This is a genomic window from Paenibacillus sp. FSL P4-0127 (genome assembly GCF_038007325.1).
GTDB lineage: Bacteria > Bacillota > Bacilli > Paenibacillales > Paenibacillaceae > Fontibacillus > Fontibacillus macerans.
On record NZ_JBBOWY010000001.1, the window covers coordinates 5,002,154 to 5,021,729 of the forward strand.

14 protein-coding genes are annotated in these 19,576 nt (G+C 50.4%); 2 read left to right on the forward strand and 12 right to left on the reverse strand.

Annotation, left to right across the window (positions count from 1 at the left end; genetic code table 11):
* Positions 1 to 5: 5 nt before the first annotated feature.
* Positions 6 to 1,934 carry a sucrose-specific PTS transporter subunit IIBC gene (locus tag NYE74_RS22555; RefSeq protein ID WP_341005179.1) on the forward strand — a complete coding sequence of 643 codons (1,929 nt, stop codon included), beginning with the start codon at positions 6 to 8 and terminating at the stop codon, positions 1,932 to 1,934.
* 30 nt (positions 1,935 to 1,964) lie between these two features.
* Here the strand turns inward: NYE74_RS22555 and NYE74_RS22560 are convergent, their stop codons facing one another.
* From NYE74_RS22560 to NYE74_RS22585, 6 genes are all read right to left on the reverse strand, one after another.
* A complete protein-coding gene (locus tag NYE74_RS22560; protein WP_124332885.1) occupies positions 1,965 to 3,005 on the reverse strand; it encodes a glycoside hydrolase family 88/105 protein in 1,041 nt (346 codons plus the stop codon).
* 117 nt (positions 3,006 to 3,122) lie between these two features.
* Positions 3,123 to 4,769, reverse strand: coding sequence for an ABC transporter substrate-binding protein (locus NYE74_RS22565; RefSeq protein ID WP_124332884.1), 1,647 nt, complete (start codon positions 4,767 to 4,769; stop codon positions 3,123 to 3,125).
* Between the two features lie 51 nt (positions 4,770 to 4,820).
* Complete coding sequence (locus NYE74_RS22570; RefSeq protein WP_124332883.1) at positions 4,821 to 5,720, reverse strand: carbohydrate ABC transporter permease; 900 nt, start codon at positions 5,718 to 5,720, stop codon at positions 4,821 to 4,823.
* 25 nt (positions 5,721 to 5,745) lie between these two features.
* Positions 5,746 to 6,708, reverse strand: a complete 963-nt coding sequence (locus NYE74_RS22575) for an ABC transporter permease (RefSeq protein ID WP_227872892.1) — start codon at positions 6,706 to 6,708, stop codon at positions 5,746 to 5,748.
* Positions 6,709 to 6,943: 235 nt separating this feature from the next.
* Positions 6,944 to 9,214: a helix-turn-helix domain-containing protein gene (locus NYE74_RS22580; RefSeq protein ID WP_341005180.1), complete on the reverse strand. Its 2,271-nt coding sequence runs from the start codon at positions 9,212 to 9,214 to the stop codon at positions 6,944 to 6,946.
* Between the two features lie 264 nt (positions 9,215 to 9,478).
* Positions 9,479 to 10,987 (reverse strand): malate:quinone oxidoreductase, encoded by a 1,509-nt coding sequence (locus NYE74_RS22585; RefSeq protein ID WP_082207827.1) that lies wholly within the window; start codon positions 10,985 to 10,987, stop codon positions 9,479 to 9,481.
* 369 nt (positions 10,988 to 11,356) lie between these two features.
* Here NYE74_RS22585 and NYE74_RS22590 point away from each other — a divergent pair, with 369 nt between their 5' ends.
* A complete protein-coding gene (locus NYE74_RS22590; protein WP_115311341.1) occupies positions 11,357 to 12,553 on the forward strand; it encodes an IS4 family transposase in 1,197 nt (398 codons plus the stop codon).
* A 518-nt stretch (positions 12,554 to 13,071) separates the two neighbouring features.
* Here NYE74_RS22590 and NYE74_RS22595 read toward each other — a convergent pair.
* The 6 genes from NYE74_RS22595 to NYE74_RS22620 all read right to left on the reverse strand — a co-directional run bounded on the left by NYE74_RS22595 (position 13,072) and on the right by NYE74_RS22620 (position 19,511).
* Positions 13,072 to 14,265 carry an IS4 family transposase gene (locus tag NYE74_RS22595; RefSeq protein ID WP_051985743.1) on the reverse strand — a complete coding sequence of 398 codons (1,194 nt, stop codon included), beginning with the start codon at positions 14,263 to 14,265 and terminating at the stop codon, positions 13,072 to 13,074.
* 300 nt (positions 14,266 to 14,565) lie between these two features.
* Positions 14,566 to 14,718, reverse strand: a complete 153-nt coding sequence (locus NYE74_RS22600; RefSeq protein WP_341005181.1) for an ATP-grasp domain-containing protein — start codon at positions 14,716 to 14,718, stop codon at positions 14,566 to 14,568.
* 387 nt (positions 14,719 to 15,105) lie between these two features.
* Positions 15,106 to 15,861 (reverse strand): lipid II flippase Amj family protein, encoded by a 756-nt coding sequence (locus NYE74_RS22605; RefSeq protein WP_051985517.1) that lies wholly within the window; start codon positions 15,859 to 15,861, stop codon positions 15,106 to 15,108.
* A 181-nt stretch (positions 15,862 to 16,042) separates the two neighbouring features.
* The gene (locus NYE74_RS22610) at positions 16,043 to 16,642 is read right to left on the reverse strand and encodes a GNAT family N-acetyltransferase (protein WP_306308149.1); all 600 of its coding nucleotides are present in this window, start codon (positions 16,640 to 16,642) and stop codon (positions 16,043 to 16,045) included.
* A gap of 148 nt (positions 16,643 to 16,790) precedes the next feature.
* The gene (locus NYE74_RS22615) at positions 16,791 to 17,762 is read right to left on the reverse strand and encodes a glycosyl hydrolase (RefSeq protein ID WP_124332881.1); all 972 of its coding nucleotides are present in this window, start codon (positions 17,760 to 17,762) and stop codon (positions 16,791 to 16,793) included.
* Positions 17,763 to 17,807: 45 nt separating this feature from the next.
* Positions 17,808 to 19,511: an ABC transporter substrate-binding protein gene (locus NYE74_RS22620; protein ID WP_341005182.1), complete on the reverse strand. Its 1,704-nt coding sequence runs from the start codon at positions 19,509 to 19,511 to the stop codon at positions 17,808 to 17,810.
* Positions 19,512 to 19,576: the final 65 nt, after the last annotated feature.

The window sequence follows — 19,576 nt, forward strand, 5'->3', positions numbered from 1 at the left end:
AAGCCATGTCGGAAAATCAGCAAATTGCTAAAGAAGTGATCCAGGCGGTCGGCGGCAAGGAAAACATCGCCTCTATCGCCCATTGCGCGACACGTTTGCGGATCATGGTGCTGGATAAGGACAAAATCAAGCAACAGCAAGTCGAAAATATCGATAAAGTCAAAGGCGCGTTCTTCAACTCCGGGCAATATCAAATTATTTTCGGGACAGGAACGGTCAATCGAATCTTTGAAGAAGTCGAAAAGCTTGGCATTGAGAGCACCTCGAAAGAGAATCTGAAGGCCCAGGGAAAAAAACAGGGCAATCTATTCCAGCGCGCGATCCGCACCTTCGGCGACGTATTTGTTCCGATCATTCCCGTACTGGTGGCAACCGGGCTGTTCATGGGCCTGCGCGGTTTGCTGACCCAGGAGTTGATCCTTGCCTGGTTCGGGGCGGCTCCTGAGGATATATCGCCTAACTTCCTGTTATTTACGCAAGTACTTACGGACACGGCCTTTGCCTTCCTCCCGGCCCTTGTGGCCTGGTCCGCGTTCAGAGTTTTCGGCGGAAGCCCGGTGCTGGGGATCGTGCTTGGCCTCATGCTGGTCAATCCGGCGCTTCCCAATGCCTACAGCGTGGCGGACGGTTCCGCCCACCCGCTGGTCATGTTCGGCTTTATTCCGATTGTAGGTTATCAGGGTTCCGTATTGCCGGCGTTTTTTGTCGGCTTGCTGGGAGCAAAGCTGGAGAAGTTTTTGCGCAGACGCATTCCGGAAGCGTTGGATTTGATTTTAACGCCGTTTATTACCTTGTTGATCATGATTTCGCTGGGATTGTTCGTGATCGGTCCGGTGTTCCATTCCCTGGAGGAGTGGGTGCTTCATGGAACGGTGAGCGTGCTTAACCTGCCGTTTGGCATCGCCGGTCTCGTGATAGGCTTCCTGCACCAAATTATTGTTGTTTCGGGCGTTCATCATATTTTCAATTTCCTGGAAATTCAACTTCTCGAACAGAGCGGCAGCAATCCTTTTAACGCCATTATTACCACGGCGATGGCCGCCCAAGGAGCGGCGTGTCTGGCCGTAGGCTTGAAGACGAAAAACATGAAGCTCAAGGCGCTCGCCCTGCCGTCCTCGCTGTCGGCTTTCCTGGGGATTACCGAACCCGCCATTTTCGGCGTTAATTTAAGGTACATGAAGCCGTTTATTATGGGGCTGATCGGCGGAGCGGTCGGCGGTTTCCTGGCCTCGTTCTTCCATTTGGCCGGATCGGGCATGTCGATTACGGTCATCCCGGGCACGCTTCTGTACCTGAACAGTCAGCTTCCGATGTACATTTTGTCCAACGCAGCGGCGATGGCCGTCGCCTTCGCATTAACGTGGCTCTTTGGTTATAAAAACGAAGCGGTCAAAGAAGAAGGCGGGTCCGCAGCTTCTCAAGCCGCGGCGGAAGCGCCGGCCGCCAAGCCGGCCCCAGCTATTGATAAGCTGGAGATCCCCTCCCCCATCACGGGCAAGGCCGTATCCATCACGCAGGTCCCGGACCCGGCATTTGCGGAAAAGCATATGGGGGAAGGCATCGCCATCGAGCCGACGGAGGGTAAAGCGTTCGCACCTTTTGACGGAACCGTGGCCCATGTGATGGATAAAAGCAAGCATGCGGTTATTCTTGAACATGAGAGCGGCGTGCAACTGTTGATCCATATCGGCATCAATACGGTAGGATTAAAAGGAACCGGGTTTACGGCCCATGTGAACACGGGGGACAAAGTAACCAAAGGGCAGCTTCTCATCGAGTTTGACATGGATGTAATCAGAGAAGCGGAACTTCCCGTGGTTACCCCCGTGCTCATCCCTTCCGGGCTCGATTCCGTCGAACAGGTTATTCCTTCCGGGGAAAGAAACGTAACGGCGGTTCAGGATCATGTAATGACGGTAAATTTGAAAAAATAAATGTTATTCGTATTTCGGGGCGGCAAGCGGTTATAACTGCTTATCGCCCTTGTTATTTTCAATCACGCCCGCAAGCAGCGCCAGCACCAGCCCTTGGCCCCAGCCTTGGGCCCATTTCTTGTCCACGCCGAGATAGCCTTCAATGTCCTTCATGACCGCGGTGCCGCCCGAAACGCCCTGCACCCGCCCGTTGGCGGCGATATTGGCCAAAATCCCGTCCAGCGCTCGCTGTACATATTTGCCATGCAGCGGATTGCCTTGCATCACCATCGCCGCCGCGATGCCCGCCGTCGCCGATACCTCGCCGTACGATTCCGGGTGGTCGAGCACGGTGCCCCAAAGGCCATCCTCACGCTGCAGCTTTTTGATGGCGGCGAGCTGATCGCGCAAGGAGCTTCCGATATGCATAAAAGGCGGATACAAATAAGCTTCCGGCAGCACCTTTCCCACCCGGGACATCGTATAAGCGGCCCAAGCGTTGGCGCGCCCCCAGTAAATGCCGGACATGTGATCTTGGCTGATGTTGTTGTAGCCGTGGTACCAGAGTCCGGTGTCCTCGTCCTGCAGATAGTTGATATGCCAATAAAACTGGTGCAGCGCATCATCGATAAGCGCCTTCTCGCCCAGCTTCACGCCGGCGCGCAGCATAAAATACGCCGCCATAAACAAGGTGTCCGCCCAGCACTGCTCGGGGAAATCGTTATTCGCCGAAACCGTATGCTGGAGCACCCTGTCCCCAAAGCGCAGCGCCTTGTTCTGCAGATAATCCGCCTTGCTCAAAATCAGTTCAAGATATTTCCGGTCCTCCGTTTGCTCATACAGCGTTAGCAGCATGTGGCCCATCGCGCACGTGTTTACCGTCCACACCGGAAGTCCGGCCTCGATGTACTCATCGCACCACTCGGCCATCCGCTCCAGATAGGCCTGCTCCCCGGTGGCTTCGAACGCCCGGCTGATCCCGTAATAAGCGACGCCGCACGGCCAGTCCCAAGTCAAATCCATGCCGAAGGTGTATTCCGCCACGCGCCCGATGATTTGCATCAGCTCGGACGGGTCTGCATTCAATTTCATCGTTCCATCCTCCATAACCGGAGCCCTGCAGGACCTTGCAAGGCTCCGAAATAAGTTTTAATGAATCGTACGCACAAATCTGAAAACGGTTGCAATCAAATGCTAATGAGCCGGCTTTTATTTAAACTTCCCCGCATCGATCGCCGCCTGCTTTTCGTCCAAAATTTCTTGATACCCGGCGTCAAGATACGTTTTCTTGGCCGCCTCGTAGGTGGCGTCGAACTCGGCTTCGGGCGCGATGGCAATCTTCACGTACAGCTCCTGGAAAAGCGAATTGAGATCGGCCTTGTATTCGTTCACCTTCTCCAGTACGACGCTATAGAGAGCGTCCGGCGTGCGGAATTCCGCATACTTGTCGTAATAGGCCAATGATTGTTCGGCCAAAGCTTCGTAACCCGGAGGCGACATGCTGCGGAGGTAGGCCTCGCGCATTTTTTGCGGATCGTCGTATTTCACGGTTTCGATGACAAGGCACCAGTAGTCTTTGTTGTTGTTTTGGGAAAGGGCCGATCCGCCTTTAAAATCCGCGTTTTTCACGGCAATGCCGTCGGCATCAAGCGTATAATTCTGGCCTTCGACGCCGTTCTGCAGGAAAAACAGATTTTCCGGCTGGCTCATCCATTCCAGGTACATCCAAACTGCGGCTCGTTCCATATCGGTGGTTTCATAGTTGATGCCCATAATCATGCCGAATGGCCAGTAGGCGCGTCCCTGCGGCTTGCGTCCCTCCGGCGTTATGGCCTGAGTATCCAGGACGGCGAATTCCGCATCCGGGTTGTTCTTCAGCGTAGCGGAGATGACGTCGGTATTGCTTGAGAGGTAGAAAAAGTATGTCCCGGTCTTGCCCGCGACGAACTCGGCCTTGATTTTATTGTCGTCATCGCGCAGATAAAATTCCTTGTCAATCAAACCGTTGTTGTATTGATAGTTCAGGTTGCGCAAATAGCGCTCGGTGTCGGCGGTGGTCAGATCGGCAACCCCGAGATCGGAGTACAGCGCGCGGTATTTCTCGTCGACCGGCCAATCGCGGAAGGGGTAATTAAAGGTATAGTTGTTCTTCTTGAGGCTTTCGCCGCCGGCGCCAAGACCGGCTTCCTTCCACTTCGCAAGCATTTCGTTAAATTTCTCAAGCGAAGTCAGGTCCTCCAATTTCATGCCGACCTTCTCCACCCAATCCTTCCGGATCAGCGCCGTAAAGCTGTCCAAGCTCGGACGCTCGCCGAAGAAAAACACGTTTTCGCCTTCTACGGCGCCATATTGTTTAATGGTGTCGCCCATGTTCTTCCAATACGTAGGGGCGTAATGGGCAATTTCATCCCAGTTCAGCTCCTGCATGACGCCCTCGCCATAGTAGGCCAGCGCCTGCGGCATATCGTAGTGGAAAATGATGTCCGGCGCTTTATGGGAGGCCAGCAGCTGCTCATAGTCCGTAACCTCGTTGCTGCGGGTGATCGGCACGTACTTAAGGGTGACGTTATACTTGTCGCCGAACTCTTTTTGTATCCAGCGCGTGTAGTAATTGTCGGTCACGTTCCAGCCCTCGAACGCCCGTTCATAAACCGGAATTTCCAAAGTGACGTTTTCGGGAAAACCGGACGAGTAATCCGGATAATCGCCCCCGGCGCTGTTGTTCGCGGCTGGAGGCCGCTCGGAGGAATTGCCGTTCGGATTCGCGCTTTTGTTGCCGCCGTTCATGCAGCCTGTCAGCAACCCCAAGGTGACAAATAAAGCCAAACACAAAGAAATGATTTTCTTCTTGCCCATAGCTTACTTCCCCCCATGAAATATGTTTGAACCTTCAATTGCCAAATGCTGTTATTCCTTGACGGCCCCAAGCATTACCCCCTGGACAAAATATTTCTGAATAAAAGGATAAATGCAAAGGATCGGCAGGGTCGCGAATACGACGCACGACGCCTTCAGCACCTCGGGATTGCTCAGCGATACTTGCGTGGCCTCCAGCTGAAAGCTTTCGCTCGCCTGGATGACCAGGTAATACAATTTAAGCTGGAGCGGCCGTAAATCGACCCGTTGCTTAATGTAGAACAGCGCGTCTTGATAGGCGTTCCACCGCCCAACGGCGTAAAAGAGCGACAGCGTTGCAATGATCGGCTTGGAAAGCGGCAGAACGATGCTCCATAATATCCGGAAGTGCCCCGCGCCATCGATTCTCGCCGATTCTTCAAGGCTGGTTGGAATGCTGTTCGCGATCGCCGTCTTCATAATCAGCAGATTAAACGCGCTGAACGCTTGCGGCAGAATCAGCGCCCACCAGGTATCAAGCATGCCGAGATTGCTGATCAGCATGTATTCGGGAATGATGCCGCCGCCAAAGTACAGGGTAAACATAAAGAGGAAAGTCAGCGCCGTGCGTCCCTTCAGCTGCTTTCGGGAAAGCGGGTAGGCCGCGCAGATCGTAATAATCATGCCGAGGATGGTGAACAGGACGGTCACAACCACCGAAACATACAAGGATCGCAAAATGCTGGCGTCGGCGAAAATTTTCCCGTACGCTTCCAGGGTAAACCCTTGCGGCCAGAGAAACACCTTGTTCGCTATTACAAAGGCATCGTCGCTTAAAGATTTCGCCGCGACGTGAATGAACGGCAGCAGGCAGACCAGCGAGGCCATGATCAATGCGAAACGGATCAGCACATCCCAAATGTCAAATCGCCGTTTGCGATGCGCCGCCAGCGTGTTTGTGGCTGCTTTCATATTTCGCCTCCTTTCTATAGAGCGTCTACAATAGACCGTCTTCGCCGAGTTTTTTGGCGATACGGTCGGCTAGCAGCACAAGCGCAAGCCCGATGACGGACTGGAACAACCCGAGCGCGGTCGCGCGGCTGAAGTTGCCGCTTTCGATCCCCCACCTGTACACCAACACCGGGATGGTCGTTGTGAACTCCGTAGTGGCTTTGTTCTGCAAGGCAAAAATCCGCTCGAACGAGCCCTCCATCACCCTGCCCAGGTTCATGATCAAGAGTGTAACGATGGTCGCGCGGATCGAGGGCAGGGTGACGTTCCAGACTTTCCGCCAGCGCCCCGCGCCGTCCACGGTCGCCGCCTCGTACAGCTCCGGGTTGATACCGCTCATGGCGGCCAGGTAAATGATCGTTCCCCAACCCATGCTTTGCCAGACGCCGATCGCCAAATAACTGATCAGCCAGTTGGTGTCCTCCTGCAGAAACGGGATACGCGTGCCGCCCATCATCTCGATGACATTGTTGACCACGCCGTTGCTTTCGCTCAGCAATTGATAAGCGATCGCGCCGATAATAATCCAGGACAAGAAATGCGGCAGATACAGCAGCGTCTGATTAATCCGCTTGAACTTGACGCTTTTGATCTCGTTCAGCAGCAGCGCGAGCACGATGGGCATCGTGAAGCTGAACAGCAGGTCGAGCGTGTTGAGCAGCAGCGTATTGCGGACGGCGCGGCCAAAATCATGTTTGGCGAAGATTTCGGCAAACACCTCAAAGCCCACCCACTCGCTGCCCCAGAACCCCCTGGCGATTTTGTAGTCCTTAAAGGCCAGCACCAGCCCGGACATCGGCGCGTATTTGAACACCAGCACAAACGCCATGGGAATCAGCAGCAGCAAATAGAGCTGGCTGTCCCGCCGGAGATAATAAGCGAATCCCCGGCTGACCGCTTTTCGGTCCGCTAAAGCGGGTTCATTATTTGAAGCGCTTTCAACTTTCACAGGTTCACCTCCCCTTACGGTATGGCCTTCCTCAAGCCATTGCCGTTCAAACCGGCAGGCGGCCCAAGCCGCCATCGGCAATGGCGAGTTTGTGTCTCATCATACCCTTCCCGCTTCGGATCGGTAAATCATGAGTTTTGATTTTTCTTATCATTTTTGATTGTTGCCCCACATTTCTTTGTCCGTTCCGAAAAATAATCAATTTTTAATCATATGAGCAAAAATGGCGCGGTTTTCAGGGCGATGTCCGGCATTTGGAAGCCTTGTAGCTGCTTGGGGGCATCCCCTCGTATTTGCGGAAAAAACGGTTGAAGCTTTGAACATTATAGTAGCCGACCTCCGCGGCAATCTGCTTCATGTTCAGCTTCGTCTCCAGCAGCAGCCGCTTCGCTTTTTCGATCCGCAGCAGGTTGATGTAGTCGATTAGACTTTTTCCCGTTAGCTCGTATACGATCTTGCGCATATAGGAATAACTGATGCCGATGTCCTTGGCCATCTCTTCAAACACGATTTCCTCGCAAAAATGCGCTTCCAGGTAGCGGATGATTCGCTCCCCATACCCCGTTTCGCCCGGGTTCCGCGCAAGGTACTGAATAATATCGCCGAAGAACTCGCGAAGATATTCCTCAAGCTCGTCAAGCGTGTCTATAGAGGCGATCGCGGAGTAAATGTTTCCCCTCCCCGCAAAAATACGCGCGGTGCTGATTTGATTTTCCCTGAGATGTTTGATGGTAACGCCGATCAATTGATTATAGATGAACATGATATTGTCATAGGAGATATACTGAGCGGATTGAATTTCGTTTCGGATGAGCGCAAGCTCGTTCATGATGCTGTCGAGATCGCCGGTATCCAAATAGTTGAGAATACGCCTTTCATTGTTCGCGGGGTAAATATAATTAATGCCTTGTTCGGCATCCTGCCTCCAAAACGTGATTCCGCCGCCGCCTTCGATCATGCGGTGCTTGATCACTTCCATCGCTTCCACCACGCGGTCTTGAAGCATGGAGCTCGTTTCCGCCCGGCCGCTGACGCCGATCGTTACGGAATGGCCGAGCAGCTCCGCCGCTTTGCCGCCAATCGCAGCGAGCGCTTCCTTGATTCCGTCTAAGCCGCGTTCATGTTCCTCCTGCCCGTAATTGATTACGATGGCGAAGCAGCCCTCCCCTTGGTAGGCGCAGCGCGCATGAACCCCCGCCGGAAACAAGCCGTCGCATTTCGAGATGAGGAGGTACCGATGGTAGCTGCGCGTCTCCGGGTTGGTTTTGTTCACGTACCGCCTGTAACGGTCTATGGAGACGACGGCAACCAGAAAATATGGCTCCGGGAACATTTCCGCGGCCGGTTTCGTCACTTCCCCCCGCAATAATTGGTGAATCGCCAGGCTGCGGGTATCCTGTTCCCGCTCCTGCAGCAGCTTGTAGAGCTCCTCTTCTTCCTCCTGCATCCGCCGGAACGCCGCGTCAAGGAAAGCAAGTTCACTTTTGCCCGCCACCCCCAGGTTGCCGCGGGCGCGCACGGCCCGCACCAGCTCGCGCAGCGGTTTGGACAGCCATGTCGCCAGAAAAACGGCCAATATGGATCCGATGAAAATAAGGACGGCGGTCAGCAAAAGAATACTGCGCTGCAAAGCGCGGGTTTTGGCCATCAGTTCGTCCAGCGAATAAATGCTGACATTCCACCACCCGAACAGGTTCGAGCGAGACCATGTGTACAGCAGCCGCTCGTTCCCGAGCTCATGGAACGCATATCCCTCCTTCGCCCCGCTTTCCAAAACCTCTTGCATAAACGGCTGCTTCGCGCCGTCGCTGAGCAGCAAGGTTTTATCATTGTGCGAGATGATGGTGCCGTCCGATTTCATGAGCAGGTAGCCATGTCCGCCCGGCTCCGCCGAACGCAAATACGCCCCGATTTGCTTTTCCCGCAAATTGACCACGATCGTGCCGCGCGTCGTGGTGGAAAGACGGTTTAACGGCAGCACATACGAAACGACGGTTTCCCCTGAAGCCATCCGGCGGGGATACCAGACGCCGCTGATCCCCCGGCGTCCGGCAAGAGCTTCGTCCATCCATCCGATCGGCTCGTACCGGTCCAGCGTCGTAATGCCTTTGTCGGTGGAAACCACATAATCCGCACCGTTAAGATAAAAATAGGACGAGTATACGCCGTCCACCCGGTGATTCAAATTCACCAGTTCCTTAAGCACCGACAACGCACCGCTCACATTGTTGTAATTTTCATTAAGCTCGGCGAAGGTCTCAAAGCTGCGAATACGGTCGAAGATGCTGGTGGCGGCCAGGCGCACCGTGTCTTGGGCCAGGTTGTTCAGCGCATTTTCGTTCAGCTTGCGGTTGGCGTTCAATCCCGCTAATGAAGATTCCGCGATGGCGTCTTCCGAATTGCCCATAATCTGCGCCCCGCTGTACCAGGTCAGGATTGTCACGGGAACTGCCATGACGCAAAACAGGATCAGCCCCAGTTGAAGCATCATCGGAATTCGTTTCATTTTTCCCCTCTTCCCATCATGGATTTGCCGTTGAAGCGTTACGTTCAACTCGCGAATAGATATAAAAGCGCTTACACAAACGTGCGCATCTGGTTCTTCCTTATGCCGAAAGCCTTTGTCCTCATGTGAGCTTCACCGAATACACACTGGTAAATTATACAACAAAAGGTGCCGGATTTTCATCCAACACCTTTTTGCTAATGCGTGTAAAGGGTTACAAAAGAAACGGTTAATCATTCGCTATTCGTTAGCGGCAATGGTTGTCTAGTGCACTGCCTCCAACGGCCAAGTTTCTTTTAGCCCCAGCGTCCGGGCTGCGGAAGCATGAAGCTCGCGAATAAGCTCCGGGTTATTCGATAGTGACGCACCATAAGAAGGAATCATGGCTTTAATCTTCGGCTCCCATGCATGGATATGTTCCGGGAAGCATTTTTGGATGACCTCGAGCATGACGGAAACGGCGGTGGAAGCGCCCGGCGATGCCCCAAGCAACGCGGCAATGGAACCGTCGGCGGCGCTGATCACTTCCGTGCCGAATTGAAGCGTGCCTCTGCCTCCGGCAGCCGTATCTTTAATAATTTGCACGCGCTGGCCGGCCACCAGCAGATCCCAATCCTCGCTTTTCGCGTTCGGAACGAATTCCCGCAAAGCTTCCATGCGTTTTTCTTTAGACAACATTACCTGCTTGATCAGGTATGTGGTCAAGGAAGCGTTTTTGGCGCCCGCCGCCAGCATTGTGACGAGATTATGCGGTTTGACGGAAGTGATCAAATCCAACATGGAACCGAATTTCAAAAACCTTGGCGAGAAGCCGGCAAACGGTCCAAACAGCAGCGATTCTTTGTTGTCGATAAATCGGGTGTCAAGATGCGGCACGGACATCGGAGGAGCGCCGACCGGAGCTTGGCCGTACACCTTGGCATGATGCTGCGCGACAATTTCCGGGTTCTGGCATACCATAAACAATCCGCTTACCGGAAATCCGCCAATCCCTTTTCCTTCGGGAATACCGGACTTCTGCAGCAGATGGAGGCTTCCTCCCCCGCCGCCGATGAAGACGAATTTCGCCGTATGGCGGGAAACGGCACCGCTCTCGACATTCCGTACCTTCAATTCCCACGAGCCGTCAGCGGTACGTTTAATATCTTCCACATGGCGGTTAAACTGGATATCGGCGTTTTTACGTTTTAAGTGATCAAACAATATGCGCGTTAATGCGCCGAAATTAACATCCGTACCGGCTTCGCTTCTTGTGGCTGCAATAGGCTGATTGGACGTCCGGTTTTTCATCATCAGCGGAATCCATTCTTTTAGCTGGTCCGGATCGTCGGAAAACTCCATCCCTTGGAACAGCGGGTGGTTTGAAAGCGCTTCATAACGTTTTCTCAAAAAGGTGACATCTTTTTCCCCTCGTACAAAACTCATATGAGGCACCGGCACGATAAAATCTTTAGGATTGCGAATCAGCTTGCTGTGTACGAGATAAGACCAAAACTGTTTGGAAACCTGAAACTCTTCATTCACTTTGATCGCTTTGCTGATATCAATAGACCCGTCCGGCTTCTCGACGGTATAATTCAACTCGCACAAGGAGGAATGCCCCGTCCCCGCGTTGTTCCATTCGTTGGAGCTTTCCTCCCCTGCTATGGCGCGCCGCTCGAAAACCGTAATTTCCCAGTCAGGCGCTAATTCTTTCAGCAGTGACCCCAAGGTCGCACTCATGATTCCGGCACCGATCAAGATAACGTCTGTTTTCGTTTGTCCGTTGCTCATTTTATCAGTCCTTATAACCTAAGATTTGCAGAAGGAGGCAGGCGCTCCTGCTTTAGTCGTGCAGCAAGCCAGGAAGTGGTATAGACACATAATTATTTTTGCAGTTAATTATATCATAGTGCATCCCCGCAAAAATGGACAAAAAATATTATTTATCCGCTTAATAAACGATAGTTATAAGGTGTTTTTGTGTGTAATCCAGAATAGCGGCACTTTATGCACTAGCGTTGCATAAAACCTAACGCGAATAATCAAATATTAGTTAAATATGGGTAATTATGATCATTTTTCATGGAAAAAGCATAAAAAATCTCCTATTGTAAAGAGGTAGGTACGTTGTCCATAACTCTCTACAAAAGGAGACCATCCATGGATAACGTTAAAGCTAAAACGGTCATTCGTCAACTGATTTCCTTACTGCCCATCGATGTGCATCAACGTTTACTCTTCGACCATTACACCAAGAAACTTACCACGATGAAAGCGATCATGCTCTTCATCAATGCTCAGTTGAAACAATGGTCATCTTACGGTGAAATGGAAATTGCACTTCGTGCTGAGCCGAAACTTCAGCAGCTTCTACAGTTGGAGAGTATCAGCGGCTCGCAATTATCCCGAAAACTCGATCAGATCCCAACGGAGCTGTTGGAGTGGATGTTTCAGCATCTGGCATCACAAACACAGCAACGTGCTTGCCACCAGGGCCAGAGCGGGAAATTGCACATCATTGATTCTTCCAGCATTCGACTGCCGCTTCAACTTGGAAGTTGGGCCAAGATGTCAAATAAGAGTAGCGGCGTCAAGATGCATCTGCGCCTCGTTGTTACAGCTCCCGACAAGCTATTTCCTGATGCCATGATCCCCAGTTCGCTCAATGTAGGGGATCGTGCGGGGGCCGTTGAACTGGTCGTCCCCTCGGATGCGATTTATGTGATGGATCGCGGTTATGATGATTATGCCCGGATGGATCAATGGGTCCAGGACAACATCCAGTTTGTGATCCGTATGCGAGATCGCGCGCTTGCCACCGTCATTGAGGAGTATCCTGTTCCGGAAGGCTCGAACATCACGCGGGACGCCAAGGTTTGCGTGGGCAGTTCCTTCCGATCCATGGAACATTCCGTTCGTTTGGTGGAGTTTTATGACGAGCAGGAACGGACTTATCGTATTTTTACATCGGTATGGGATAAGACCGCTGAAGAAATCGCGCAGATCTACAAAAATCGCTGGCTCATCGAGTTGTATTTTAAATGGCTGAAGCAACATTTGCGATTGAAGAAGCTGCACAGTCATAAACCACAGGCTATTTGGAACCAGTTATTCTTGGCTTTAATTACTGCCTTGCTCGTGGAGCACATCCGGCACAGCACCCAAACGGCAAAAACAAACTGGCAAGTGCTCCGGATTCTCCGCGAGTATTTGTACCGTTCATGGCGATCCTTTCGAACCGAACTGGATCGGAAACCCAGTCGAAGTAGTCCGGGGAGACGTCCGGGGTCAGGTCCCAAAGCGTTATCGGTGCGCACAATGGTTGGGATAATTAAGCCAAGCAAGTTCAAGGAATAATATCCATTATATACATTTAATGGGACATCGCGACCTACGCATTAGGTAACCTTGACTTTTTGGTCTTAAGCTTAAAAAATGACTGTAAAAAAATCCATTTATAGTTTCAATAATCCAAATGTGGGTTTTGCTGAAAATTGATGTTAGTGTTCTTGCAACGCTAGTGCACTTTATGTACTTATATCCGGAACCCAAGTGTTTTCGCATCCATTAGCGGCATTTTAAGCACTTATTTCTCCATGAATGGTATAGAACGCGGGAAATTCCTAGAGATTCGAGAAAATAGCGGCATAAATCTCCTCTATTTCTTTCAAATGGACGGTTACCGCTGGAATAACGACAGTTTTTACCCTAGCCATGCAAACAACCTGACATGAAAAGTTAAAATTATGGTCTAATTGCTATTTTGGTAATTAATGAAATATATTTACAGGTTTATTTCGGTCTTAGATTCAAAAAGGAGAATGTCCGCGGAGAAGTGGCACAGTTTTCCTTTTAATGGAAATATGCAGTTCGACCTATCGCACGATAACTTTCTTTTGAACCGGTTGCGGCTCACGGGGAGCCGGCAAGCGCTGCCTGCCCTTAGAGGTGCGCGACGGCTTTCGTTCTAGCGCCTGTAGTAACGCCGCCCACGGATAATGGGCATAGATGCGTATCAGTTTAAGGACCTCCCATGCAGTCTTTGAGGTCGCGGTCTGAAGGCGAACGAGCGTGCAGAGCGCAAATGCAATGAGCACTAAGTACAACTGATTCCAGATGCCCTGTGGTGAGTAGCTAAACACCTTCACCATCCGCAAGTGCTGCTTGATCCATTTGAAGAACAGTTCGATGAGCCAGCGATACTTATACATCTGTGCAATTTCCACTGCGGGGACCTCAAAGCAATTGGTAATCAGGAAATACTCCTTCTCTTCTTCGTCGCGAAAGACGATGAGCCGCAACCGGCGACTGCATTTGTTGAGGAGTACTTTGCGATCCGACACGATGAAGCTCCGATCGGCTTTGGGGATCCGGAAGTCCCGTGTCACGACGAACTGCGTATTCTCGCGAATGCGGGAGACAAAGTTGATTTTGTTCGCCGGCTGGTCCCATCGTTCAAAGTGTTCATGCTTTTGGAACCCGCGGTCCATGACGTGAATGGCCTCGGGGTCGGTCACGAGCTCAAGCGACAATTCCGTCTCATTTACATCTACGGTGCTGGCGATTATTCGGTCGGGATAGACGAGTTTCGCCGGATCCGCGACCACCACGCGCGTATGCATTTTGACTCCGTGTTTGCTTTTGGAGTAATTCGCCCAACTGGCCCGCTGCAAGGGCAGCGTCAGCTCGGTCGCATCCAGAAGGCATAGCTTTTTCCCACCGGGCAGTTTGTCTAGTCGATCCGGATGGAGATGCTGAATCGCTTGGACCAATTTCACAAATACAGCTTGTAGCGTATCGGTGCACAGGGTGTTCGTTTTCCGGGACAACGTCGATGGGCTGATAGACGAAAGCCCGGTAATTGCTTGCAACGGCACATGCGCCTGCAGTTGTTCGGTGATCATGTCGTACGACGTGGCGCCGAGCAGTTGGCCCGCGACATGCAGTTGAATGGTGTTGCCGGTGAAGAGCTTCTTTGCCCAGTGATCGCCCAGAAGTGAACGGAAATCTTGAAGCTCCAGCAACTTTAGGCATTGACAAATGGTCGATAAATTCGGTACGTTATCCATGGGAATTTCTCCTTTTGTGAGTGTGACGGATAACGTGTGCCACACTTCCACATTAGGAGAATTTTTTTTACTTGGGAAGACCAAATCCTGGAAAGTGTTTGAACTTTTTCGTTCCCTTTAATTCCTAACGTTTTATGTTAGATTTTACGCATGGCTAGTGCAGTTTTTACCCTTATTTTTTTCACAGCAGTTTTCCCAACAGTTTTTCTCAGCAGTATCTTCGGACAGCCCATATTCGAGATATCGATATTATCTGATTATTCGGCCTGCAGCCCATCAACTTACTAGATCTTTAATCGATTAATAAATCGTGCTACACTCACCTTCGGGTAATCCCGAAACCTGTCCATCTCCAACTTCAATTACGATCCACCCCCCTGCTTCGGTTTTAGCAATATCCATCGTAAAAAAGTTGCTTCTAATTTGCTTGGCAATTTCCAAAAAATCATCCATATTCACTTTATCCTCAGCGTCATAAGGGGCTTCATCCCAATACTCAAACCTATGAACCAACCTTATTTAAGAAAAACAAACGATATACTTATTTCATTGAATTCTTGCCAAGTCCGCCGCGGGTACTCTATTCTTCCCCACATGGCCTCTTCTTCATAAATAATATATTTATTGAATAACCCTTGAACGAGTTCTCTTAACCAAACGCTCTTTATCCCACGGTCAACATGTGTTTTCCCCTCAATAAAAGCATAGACCAGGTAGGTATTATCTTGTGATGCAAATTGGATTTGGGGGAATAACTTGACGTCCCTATAGATTTTCAAAAATTGTTCCACCAACTTAATTTGATAGGGAGAATCATATTTCAAAATATACTTTTAACGCTCAAAAAATCTTAATCGCAAAACTGATAAAATAGGCGGCGGGTATTAATAAGAATTGTGCCAGTAAGGTTCCGAAAAAACGCGAAATCATCAGCAGCAAATAGATTTTCCCTAACTTCTCTTTGTAGACCGCATTATTGCAAGCCTTATCCGTAATTAATCCTATCTGCGGATCTATAAAAATCGTCAACAATATCGTGGCCATACCGTTAATTAGCCCGGATGACTGTGATGCGGATGTGCTCAATTCAGGAACCAAGCGCGCTGCGTAGAGGGAAGATATAACACCAACCGTATAAATAGCCGTTACCAAAACATTCAAAAGAATAAATCGCTTTGGAATCCCAAGATACCGGAACCCTGAAAGGCGGAACGACGGCTTTTGAATATAATGCCTTGTGTTTATCAATTGACCTATTGTCACACTTGAAATCAACTTTGGCAAGGACCCTGCGATTTCAAACTTAGATATCACCCGCCCCCATAAGTTAACAAGTGTAGGAAAAAGGAGAATACCTAATATTGTGCCAAAAGATGAGGCAACTATGATAATCCTCAAATATCCTAAAACATCAAAATTCAAGTCAACCTTCCCATAGTCTATAAACTTTGCCGTCATTGGTGCTTGAATCAGATTAGCTGTCCGGGAGATCAGGACAGTAATCCCCAGTAATGAAAGTGCTACAGCAAGTTTGTTTATTTTAACCCCAGCTAAACGTAATGCGTAAGATGAAGTTTCAACCATATGTATGATCATAGTTAGTATAAAAACAGCAATTAAATTATGTACCTGAATCCATATTCCTCTTGCAAAGCACTATAATCGTCGGTCAGAAATTCAGGCGGATTGGGTAATCTCTGAACGGCCAAGGGACGACGCCAGTCGTCCCGCCGTGAGAATTCAGGGCTAAGCGATGTTCATGCCAACTGCGAATAACTTACACATATCTATATTTTGCGATCACTTCTCCCCACGGTGCCAATCCATCTTCTACGAATCCTGCCTTTAAATAAAGCCTTCTTGCTCTCTCATTCTCAGGTTTATATCCCAAAATCAGTACATCCGTTCTATCCTGGCGGTTTCTTATCTCTTCAATTATTTTGCAAACGGCCATAAATCCGTACCCTTTACCTTGAAAACGCCGATCGATCATAAAACGATACATCCAATAATTATTATCATCCGGATCAATTCCATATAGCGCATACCCAATCATTGTCTCATGCTTATATACAGCCATACTCGAAAATCCATGCAAAAACTGCGCTTCAGCAATGGAGTACACATTGGGTGCTATAAATTGCCGCTGCTCTTTTCCCGGTCTTAATGCTGCACATTCTTCCCAATTATCTTTGTTAATACTGAGTAATCTAATCATCGGAACCCTCCAATTTGTAGAGAGGCCCGCTCCTGGCTCTCTACCTAATATAATGCTTTCACCGACAAGCCAATTATTAAAATACAATGGATATTTCTCATACCACATCACACCTTTCAAAAATTTCACATTGGTTTTCTTTAACGTTGCTGCATTCACAAAAACGCCCCAGCCTTTAGATGCTCTTATCTAAGGCTGGGGCGTTTGCCGTCTGAGCTTCTTCCATGATTATACATCTTTCAACCCGGGGGGCGATAGTCTTTTATCGTTCCTGGCCGATGCTGGCTGTGTGCTAATTGGCTGTGTACTAATATAGCTTCGGCAGCTTATCCAAAGTGATGGCGTAATCGCTGTGATATGCGCTGCGAAGTTCCTCTTTGGTGGTGAACTTTTCCGTTTTGCCAAAATCGTTGGACCAGGTCATAAACCACAGCCATGGGATTCGCGATTCGGACAAACTCCGGACGCTTGGAATCGGCCCGATCTCTCCGAGAGCGGCAAGTTTTGGAGTCGGCGTAATGCGAACCAATTCCTCGTACTCCTTGCTCAAGTCCGTATGCTGGTGAGCCGGAGGATACAAATCCCTGGAAATGATATCAACCACTTCATCCCCGACATAACCTTCGGACAGCGGCGAATTCCATACCCAGATCAGATTCGTCAAATCGTGATGATTCGTATATCTCTCGTACATAATCCGGTACAACTGCTTGGCTGCTTCCGGGCCTTTGCTCCCCCACCAGAACCAGGTTCCTTCCGATTCATGGAAAGGACGCCACAAAATCGGAATCCGTTTGTCGCGGAATTCCCGCAAAATTTCGGCCATGTAGTCCATGTCGGACAGCAAGGCCTTGTATTCCGCGGTACCTTCCACAATCGCCTTCGTCGCGTCAAAGTCCGTATGTTCCGCGTAAAAGCTTTTATCCCGGCCGCTGAGCGGAGAAAACCAATGCCATGTGAAAGTAATCAGGCCTTGCTTCTTTTCCGCCCATTCCCAGGCCTTTTGCAGTGTATCCTTGTTCTCGGCGACTTCCAGCAGGCATTCCTCGCCGCTGTCTTGATAATTGATGTTGGGAGAGTAGCCCAACAATTCGAAGCCGCAGAGCGCCGGCAATTTCCCCGTTGCTTCACGAATGTAATGCAGCTCCTCCTGCGCGATCGTCTGCGTGTGCTGTCCCGTAATAATGCCTTTTCCTCTAATTTCGCCGAAATAGTTCAGTACCGACCTTACTTCATCGGAAGCTTTAGGGTTGCATGGCGCCGTATTGATCGTTTGCATCGTATCGTATCCTGCCTTTCCGTTCACCGGATTTCATTCAAGCGGCTAATTGCCGCTCCAAAGTTTGACACGGTCCTTGACGTATTGGCCAAAAGCTTCCTCCATCTCTTTAACGCCCGCTTTTTCCAACTCCGCCATATAATCATCCCAGATTTTATCGAACTGTTCCGGCTTGGCCATAATGGCTTCCGGAATCCGTTTCCATGTAATATCTTTCATTTTGGCCATAAGGATCGCGGCCTTGCTGTCGCTTGGCAGAGCGATATTGTAAACCGCGCCCGCCTTTCTTTCCGGGAACTCTTCCTCTTTCGGGAACAGGTCTCTCCAGTGTTCGACGTTATAAGCCGCCAAAGCTTCTTTTTCAGGCTCACTGTAGGAAGCGGCCAGAGATTCGCCGTTGCTCTTCGTAAAGTAGTTTCCGGTGGAATCCTTGATTCCGTCGCCGTAATGGACCGTGAGGTTCCAATACAGCCCAAGCCCCGACTCCTTCATGTAGGCATTGCCTTCACTGTCCATTTTGTCCTGGATTTCCTTGGGCACGATTCTTTTCCCGTCCTGAACAATGTAGTCCTCGCCTTCGATCCCCCAGTTGATAAGGATCTGTCCTTCTTCGGAGGCAAGGTAATCCAGGAATTTGATTGCCGCTACGGGATCCTCGCACTTGCTGGATATCGCTATGCCGTAACCGCCGTCAAAGCCGGCCGGCCAGAAGCTGGTGTCTTTGTACTTCTCGGACATCGTAACCGGATAATGACCGTAGGTCTGATCGAATTTGCCGGCCGATTTCAGCGCCTGCTGCGACTCGCCATAGTCCCATGCCGGATCGATCAGGCCGAGCACCCGTCCGGAAGCGACTTTGGCTTTAAACTGGTCCGTCTTTTGCACAAAGCTTTCCGTATCCAGCAGACCGATATCGTTCATATGGTTCAGCCAGCGGAAATATTCCCGTTCCTCCGGACGGCGTAAGTGGTATGTCACATCATATGTTTCCTGGTTGACGTAATATTCGCCGTCGTCCGGCGCGCCTGTCGTAAAGAAGCCCATATTCGTCACCTGATACATATGCCAATCATCCGCATTAAGCGTTAACCCAATATTTTTGTTGCCGTTCTCATCGGTCGGGTGTTTGGCCAAATATTCCTTGATGACTTTCTCGTAATCCTCTACCGTGCGAATTTCAGGATAACCCGCTTCCTTCACGACGCGATGCTGCAATTGGAATCCGTATTCGGCTTTGAATTTCCGCTCGTCGACCGAGGACCATGTCGGAATCGCGTAAATCGCTTGGTCTTCCAGACTGTATTTGGCGCGAACGATCTTGTCGCCCAACATTTTTTTGATGTTCGGAGCATGCTTCTCGATCAAATCCGTCAGGTCGAGAACCGCGCCCACGTCTACCAGCTTGCCGAGATCCGCCTTGGCCGCGATCAGATCGGGAACCTCCCCGGTTGCGGCCATGATCGATACCTTCTGCACGGGGTCCCCTACGGCAAATTCGGCATCCAAAACAACGCCCGTTTTCTCCGTAATGACCTTTCCAATTCGGTCTTGCATGTCATTCCAGTTGGCACTCGGATCCTCGGAAAAATAGGTCAGCTTAATGGGACCCGAGCCGCTGCCGCCCGAATTCTTCCCCTGATCCGCATCTCCTCCATCCGCAGAATTGTTGCCGGCGCAGCCAACGAGCTGGCTAAGCAAGAGAAGCATCGCCAGCAGCGAAGCTGACGTTCCTTTTATATGGTTCTTCATGATGATACAGCACTCCCCTTTTTAATAATAGGATTGAACCCTCAGGCGGCTTGCTTTTCAGTCCG

Bases quoted from the DNA above. Each gene is read 5' to 3' on its own strand.
- NYE74_RS22555 (WP_341005179.1), top strand. From the start codon at position 6: ATGTCGGAAAATCAGCAAATTGCTAAAGAAGTGATCCAGGCGGTCGGC.
- NYE74_RS22560 (WP_124332885.1), bottom strand. From the start codon at position 3,005: ATGAAATTGAATGCAGACCCGTCCGAGCTGATGCAAATCATCGGGCGC.
- NYE74_RS22565 (WP_124332884.1), bottom strand. From the start codon at position 4,769: ATGGGCAAGAAGAAAATCATTTCTTTGTGTTTGGCTTTATTTGTCACC.
- NYE74_RS22570 (WP_124332883.1), bottom strand. From the start codon at position 5,720: ATGAAAGCAGCCACAAACACGCTGGCGGCGCATCGCAAACGGCGATTT.
- NYE74_RS22580 (WP_341005180.1), bottom strand. From the start codon at position 9,214: ATGAAACGAATTCCGATGATGCTTCAACTGGGGCTGATCCTGTTTTGC.
- NYE74_RS22585 (WP_082207827.1), bottom strand. From the start codon at position 10,987: ATGAGCAACGGACAAACGAAAACAGACGTTATCTTGATCGGTGCCGGA.
- NYE74_RS22590 (WP_115311341.1), top strand. From the start codon at position 11,357: ATGGATAACGTTAAAGCTAAAACGGTCATTCGTCAACTGATTTCCTTA.
- NYE74_RS22595 (WP_051985743.1), bottom strand. From the start codon at position 14,265: ATGGATAACGTACCGAATTTATCGACCATTTGTCAATGCCTAAAGTTG.
- NYE74_RS22600 (WP_341005181.1), bottom strand. From the start codon at position 14,718: ATGGATGATTTTTTGGAAATTGCCAAGCAAATTAGAAGCAACTTTTTT.
- NYE74_RS22605 (WP_051985517.1), bottom strand. From the start codon at position 15,861: ATGATCATACATATGGTTGAAACTTCATCTTACGCATTACGTTTAGCT.
- NYE74_RS22615 (WP_124332881.1), bottom strand. From the start codon at position 17,762: ATGCAAACGATCAATACGGCGCCATGCAACCCTAAAGCTTCCGATGAA.
- NYE74_RS22620 (WP_341005182.1), bottom strand. From the start codon at position 19,511: ATGAAGAACCATATAAAAGGAACGTCAGCTTCGCTGCTGGCGATGCTT.